Source organism: Xylophilus sp. ASV27, from assembly GCF_016428875.1.
Taxonomy (GTDB): domain Bacteria; phylum Pseudomonadota; class Gammaproteobacteria; order Burkholderiales; family Burkholderiaceae_C; genus Xylophilus.
Genome location: NZ_JAELTO010000170.1, coordinates 1 through 5,698 on the forward strand (window position 1 = coordinate 1; position 5,698 = coordinate 5,698).

Annotated in this window: 8 protein-coding genes and 1 pseudogene; 4 read left to right on the forward strand and 5 right to left on the reverse strand. The window is 70.5% G+C overall.

Annotated features, from left to right (window positions below):
* The coding region (locus tag JHD63_RS24820; protein ID WP_198972835.1) for a DUF3325 family protein at nt 1-319 on the forward strand (319 nt) is incomplete at its 5' end.
* A 294-nt stretch (nt 320-613) separates the two neighbouring features.
* Here the strand turns inward: JHD63_RS24820 and JHD63_RS21475 are convergent.
* Together JHD63_RS21475 and JHD63_RS21480 are read right to left on the reverse strand one after the other, a co-directional pair.
* Nucleotides 614-922 (reverse strand): putative quinol monooxygenase, encoded by a 309-nt coding sequence (locus tag JHD63_RS21475; protein WP_198972836.1) that lies wholly within the window; start codon nt 920-922, stop codon nt 614-616.
* A gap of 22 nt (nt 923-944) precedes the next feature.
* Nucleotides 945-1,910: a threo-3-hydroxy-L-aspartate ammonia-lyase gene (locus tag JHD63_RS21480; protein WP_198972837.1), complete on the reverse strand. Its 966-nt coding sequence runs from the start codon at nt 1,908-1,910 to the stop codon at nt 945-947.
* 150 nt (nt 1,911-2,060) lie between these two features.
* Here JHD63_RS21480 and JHD63_RS21485 point away from each other — a divergent pair, with 150 nt between their 5' ends.
* From JHD63_RS21485 to JHD63_RS21495, 3 genes are all read left to right on the forward strand, one after another.
* The gene (locus JHD63_RS21485) at nt 2,061-2,417 is read left to right on the forward strand and encodes a TA system antitoxin ParD family protein (RefSeq protein ID WP_198972838.1); all 357 of its coding nucleotides are present in this window, start codon (nt 2,061-2,063) and stop codon (nt 2,415-2,417) included.
* Nucleotides 2,308-3,027, forward strand: a complete 720-nt coding sequence (locus tag JHD63_RS21490; RefSeq protein ID WP_255519315.1) for a zeta toxin family protein — start codon at nt 2,308-2,310, stop codon at nt 3,025-3,027. The genes JHD63_RS21485 and JHD63_RS21490 overlap by 110 nt, the downstream gene beginning before the upstream one ends.
* A gap of 64 nt (nt 3,028-3,091) precedes the next feature.
* Entirely contained in the window at nt 3,092-3,469 is a 378-nt protein-coding gene (locus tag JHD63_RS21495) for a hypothetical protein (protein ID WP_198972840.1), read from the forward strand.
* Here JHD63_RS21495 and JHD63_RS21500 read toward each other — a convergent pair.
* From JHD63_RS21500 to JHD63_RS21510, 3 genes and pseudogenes are all read right to left on the reverse strand, one after another.
* Complete coding sequence (locus JHD63_RS21500; RefSeq protein ID WP_198972841.1) at nt 3,442-4,260, reverse strand: M90 family metallopeptidase; 819 nt, start codon at nt 4,258-4,260, stop codon at nt 3,442-3,444. The two genes, JHD63_RS21495 and JHD63_RS21500, sit on opposite strands and share 28 nt — an antisense overlap.
* Nucleotides 4,261-4,367: 107 nt before the next feature.
* Nucleotides 4,368-5,333, reverse strand: coding sequence for a hypothetical protein (locus tag JHD63_RS21505; protein WP_198972842.1), 966 nt, complete (start codon nt 5,331-5,333; stop codon nt 4,368-4,370).
* Nucleotides 5,334-5,388: 55 nt separating this feature from the next.
* A pseudogene (locus tag JHD63_RS21510) lies at nt 5,389-5,698 on the reverse strand (family 2 glycosyl transferase); the annotation flags it as partial.

Below are 5,698 nucleotides of genomic sequence, written 5' to 3' on the forward strand. Positions count from 1 at the left end.
CCCCCCCCCCCCCCCCCCCCCCCCCCCCCCCCCCCCCCCCCCCCCCCCCCCCCCCCCCCCCCCCCCCCCCCCCCCCACCCACACTAGGTTCTCTTCGTCGGCAGCGTCAGATGTGTATAAGAGACAGCTGCTGCTGTCGCTGGGCGCCTGCCGCACCCTCGCCGGGCCGGCGCAGGGCTGGGTGCTGTGGTGCGGCGTGCTGAGCGCGGGCGCGCTGGCGCTGGTGCCGCTGCTGAGCTACGCGCCACGCCGCCTGCCGGGCCTGGCGCTGGGCGCCGGCGCGGTGGCGGCGGCATTGCTGCTGCTTGCGGTATTTTGAAGAAAAAGTGGCGCAAGCCCATTATTTACCTGGACATGATGCTATTAAAATAGGAGCATTCCAGCGTTGCCATCGTCGACGCATTCCTCCACGGGCCGGAGGCAGCGCAGGGGCGAAATGAAGAATGGCACGCCCTGGGTTCCCCTTCTTCGAGAACGTGGATGCGGTCGATGCCCGTCACATCGTCGTCGGCAACGACAACCACCGGCCCTGCTCCAGCCGCCGCGAGCCTACAAGACGGACGACAGCGAGACGGTGTTGCTGGAGGTGGGGGAATTCTTGCAGGCGAAGTGATCAACCGCCCTTGGCCCACACCGGCGTCAGCGCCGTGACCTGCGGCGGCTCGAACAGAAGGGGCTCGACCTCCTGCAGGTAGGCGGCGTAGCTCTCGGTCTTGAGGAACTGTTCGGCCGCCTCGGCGCTGGCGTAGTGCTGGAACGCGCAGATGCAGTCCGGATCGGCGTTGTCGAAGCAGTAGAAGTAGGCCATGTGCCCAGGGTTGGCGGCAATGGCCGGCGCCATGTGCCGTTCCCAGATCGCACGGACCTCCGGCCGCTTGCCGGCGCGGGTACGGTGTTTGATGATGAGGGCGAAAGAGCTCATGCCGGTCCTTGTCTGCAGGGCGTCAGCCCGCCATCAGCGCGCAGAAGCGCTCCATGTCCACGTTGCCGCCGCTCACGATCACGCCCACGCGCTGGCCCTTGAGCTGCGCCTTCATGGCGCGCGCGGCCGCGAAGCCCAGGCAGCCGGTCGGCTCCACCACCAGCTTCATGCGGGTGAAGAAGAATCGCATGGCCTCCACCAGCTCGGCGTCGGAGGCGGTCAGGATGTCGTCCACGTTCTGCCGGATCAGCGGGAAGGTGAGCTGGCCCAGGTGCTGGGTCTGCGCGCCGTCGGCGATGGTCCGGGGCGTGTCGATGTGCACGATGCGGCCGCTGCGCAGGGACTGCTGGCCGTCGTTGCCGGCCTCGGGCTCCACGCCGTAGACCTTGCACCGCGGCGCCAGCGCGCGCGCCGACAGCGCCGAGCCCGACAGCAGCCCGCCGCCGCCCAGGCAGACGAACAGCGCGTCGAGCGCGCCGGCGTCCTCCAGCAGTTCCCGGGCGGCGGTGCCCTGCCCGGCGATCACGTCGGGGTGGTCATAGGGCGGGATCAGGGCCAGGCCGCGCTCCCGGGCCAGGCGCTGGCCCAGGGCCTCGCGGTCTTCGGTGTAACGGTCGAAGGTGATCACCTCGCCGCCATAGCCGCGCGTGGCGGCCAGCTTGGCCGCGGGCGCGTCCTGCGGCATGAGGATGGTGGCCGGGATGCCCAGCTCGCGCGCCGACAGGGCGACGGCCTGCGCATGGTTGCCCGAGGAAAACGCCAGCACGCCGGCGCGGCGCTGGGCCGCGTCCAGCCGCGACAGCGCGTTGAACGCGCCGCGGAACTTGAACGCGCCCATGCGCTGCAGGTTCTCGCACTTGAAGAACACCTGGGCGCCCAGCGCGGCATCCGCCGTGCGCGAACGCAGCACCGGGGTGCGGTGGGCATGGCCGGCAATGCGCGCGGCAGCGGCGGCGACGTCGTCGTAGGTGGGCAGCGTGGTCGTCATGGGGAGATGGAAGTTCGGTGGCAGGCGCATCGTAAAAGCGTTCGGTGCCCCGGTGGCGCGGGGCACTCACAAAAAGTCACAGACGCCCGTCCGCCGCAGGATGGAAGCCGCCGCCTGATTGGCGTAAAATGCGCCAATCAGGAGGTCGCCATGGCATCCACCGCTTTTGCTTCCGTCAAACTCCCCGGCGCCTTGGTCGACAAGGCACGCGAGGCCGCCCAGCCCATGCGCCGCTCGGTCGCCGGCCAGATCGAGTACTGGGCCACGCTGGGGCAGGCCCTTGAGCGCACCGGCCTGTCGGCCGAGGACAGCCGCGTGCTGATCGCCCGCGAAGAGTCCCCCGCCTACCGGGTGGAGGCACCGGCACTGTCGCCCGAGCTGGACGCACTGCATGGCCATGTGCTGGCGCTGGCCCAGTCGGGTGCGCTGGCCGCGCGTGCCGCCACGGCCGTGGCCGAGAACCGGGCCAGGGCCGCGCGGCCGGCGCGTGCGCGCAAGGCGGCGTGAGGCGCAACGCTCGCGCATGCCGGTTCTGCACCTGATCGCCGGCCCTAACGGGGCGGGCAAATCCACGCTCTATCGCTACCTGGTGCAGCCGCGCTACCCAGTCCTGCCTTTTGTCAATGCCGACCTGTACGAGCGCGACCACCTGGCACACATGGCCGACCCGCTCGCGCGCTCGCAGGCCGCGCGCGCCTGGGCCGATGCCACGCGTGAGCGCCTGCTGGCCGAAGGCGGCTCTTTTGTCAGCGAGACGGTGTTCTCGCACCCCTCCAAGCTTGATCTGCTGCGCGATGCGCGCGTGCGGGGTTTCGAGGTCGCGCTGTACGTGGTCTGCCTGGACGAGCCGCGCCGCCTGCTGACCCGCGTCAAGCAGCGGGTGCAGGAGGGCGGCCACGATGTGCCCGAGCGCAAGATTCTGGAGCGCTATCCGCGCACCGTGGCACACCTGCGCGAAGCCGTGCGCCTGGCCGATCTGGCGCTGTTGTTTGATGCGCAAGAGGTCGAGGCGGGCGGCCCCTTTCTGGTGGCATCCGTGGTGGGCGGTCAGGCGCAGTTGCAGGGCCTGCGGCAGCCGCGCTGGGCGCGCGAGGTGCTGGGGCTCGCGGGCGTCTAGCCCTCCGCCCAGCCCCACTGGCGCCGCACCAGGCTGCCAGCGACCACGAGAAGCGCACCAGGTCGTGGTGGCCGTCGGGCGTGCCTTCCAGCGTGAAGCGGTGGCCGGCAAAGCGCTGGTGCACGGCGGCGATCAGGCCGGCTACATCGTCGTGGCCGTGGCCACCCATCATCGGGTCGACGTAGCAGGTGTCGGGCGCGAAGCGGTCGGCCACCAGGCGGCTGCGGCGGCTGGCGTCGGGCTCGTTCCAGGCGGCCAGCTAGCGCGCGGCAACGTCGGCGGGGGCGGTGGCAAGGGTGTCGGCGACAGTGTCATGGCACTCTCCAATTGGTGGATAGAAGGCGTCGATGTGTTCGACGGAATCCGATTCTGGAGATCGCCCCGCCCCGGGTCGATGACCTCGGAGGTCATGGCCTACCAGCTCAGCGGGTTCACCCGATAGTACAGGCCCAGCTCGCGGAACAGGGCCGGGTGCCGCTGCGCCAGCTCGGCCGGCCGCTCGAAGAAGGTTTCCGAGGCCACGGCGAAGAACTCGGCCGGGTCGGTGGCGCCATAGGCGTCGAGCAGCGTCGGCTCCTCGCGGGCCACGGCGGCGCGCAGTTGCTCGAACTCGGCCGACAGCACCTGCGCCCAGCGGGCGCGCCGCGCGCGCCCGGCCTGCGGTGGCGCACCATTGGCCGCGCCCTTCTCCTGGTCGAGCTGGTGGGCGAATTCGTGCAGTACCACGTTGTGGCCGTCATCCGCATCGGCCGCGCCCCGCAACACATCGTCCCAGGCCAGGATCACCTGGCCCTGCACCCAGGATTCGCCCGACAGCGCGCGGCGCTGCTCATGTTGCAGGCCGTTGCCATCGGCCTGCACGCGCTCCACCAGGAACGCGCCGGGGTAGAGCAGGATCTGCCGCAGGTTCGGGAAGTAGTGGTTGCGCCGGTTCAGGATCAGCAGGCAGGCCTGCGCGGCGATGGTCACGCGCATCTCGTCGGTCACCACCAGCCCGGCGCAGCCGAGGAAGGGCTTCTCGGCCAGGAACACCAGGATGTGCCGCTTGAGCTGCAGTTGCAGGTCGGCCGGCAGTTGCTGGAAGTACGGCACACGCTGCCGCAGGATCTGCCGCCACGCGGCGGGGAAGGGTCGTCGGCGCAGCCTTGCACGGCGCAATGCGGTCGCGGCGGGGGGCAGCAGCAACGCCGCCAGCGACAGCGTCGCCAGGCAGAAGATCAGCAGTAAGGCCATGGCCAGCCCTGCGGGGTGGAGATACCCCCGTAGCTGGGTAGGCAACGCACGTTTTCAAGCGCCGGCGCCCCGGCCAGCGCGCGAAGGCCGGGGACGGGAGCCGCCGCCTACGACCCCAGGCCGACGGTCATGTTCACCTTGACCGTGTTGATCAAGGTGAGCCCTGTCGCGCTTGCGCGCAGCAGTATGAAATTCTGGCTGTCGGCCGGGATGGTGACGGCTGTGCCTGACGAGGCGCAATCAAACGTGGTGCCGATCGCCAGTACGCCGGTCAGGGACGGGGCCAGGGTGCAAGCCAGTGGAGTGCGCGTAAAGCTTCCCATGGTTCCGGTGTACAGGGCCGCATCCAGGGTGACCGTGCTGCCGATAAGGGTCATGGCATTCTGGAGCGCGCCCGACACGCTGAAACGGTTGAGCGTGGTGGCGGTCGGCATCTTCTGGATGACACCGTAGGCTTCGTTCGCAGGGTCACTAAAGTTGTTCGGTGCAGACACCACGGGCGCCGTGCTGAGGTAGCCCGACAACGGCAGCACGGCCTGATTACCGGGCAGGCCGCCGGCAACGGTGGTGAGCGTGGCGTTGTAGGTGCTGCTCAGGAACGCAGCGCTACCGGGGGCTCCCGTCGCCCCTGCTGCGCCTGTAGCTCCCGTTGCGCCAGTGGCACCGGTGGAGCCGGTAGGTCCGGTAGGTCCGGTGGCGCCCGTGGCGCCAGCGGCCCCAACGAGACCGGTAGCGCCGGTGGGGCCGGTGGGGCCGGCGATGCCTTGTGGCCCGGTGGCCCCCGTGGGCCCGGTACCCACGCCGGCGGCGCAAGGCCCCATCAGCCCAGTCGCGCTGTCGAAGCAGGCCAAGCTCCCCTGCTGAGCAGCAGTGCCCAGGGACGGCAGCAGCACCTTGCCATCGTCCTGCACGCGCAGGCGGGTGGCGGTGCCCGTGGAGTCCTTGACCACGAAGCCGCCACCGGCAGGCACGGTGGCCGAGATGTCGGCCGCCAGCACGGCGGGCACCTGCAGCGTCAGGGCGGTGCCCAGCAGGGTGGCGATTCGGAGGCGGCGGGGCAGTGTGTGGTGCATGGGTAGTACCGGTGTCCTGACGGGGCAGGGGTTGATGTGGAAAGGTCGGGCCGTCCTAGACGAACCCCAGATTGCGGGTGATGCGCTCGCGCTCGCTGGCCGGCAGCGCCGGGCTGGACAGCAGTTCTCGCCAGAGCATGGCTGCCTCCGCCTGGCGGCCGGTATAGAACGCCGCCAGCGCGTGTTCGTCGCGGGCGCGCCACTGGTAGGTGCCCAGGTCCACGAACAGGCGGTCCGCCGGCAGCGGCAGGGCGGCGGCGGCGCTGGCGAACAGGTAGGCGCGGTGCCACTCGCTGCGGCCGCGGCAGTACGTGGCCAGCGCGGTCAGCGACTCGGCGCGCTGCGGGCGCAGCTCGTAGGCGCGC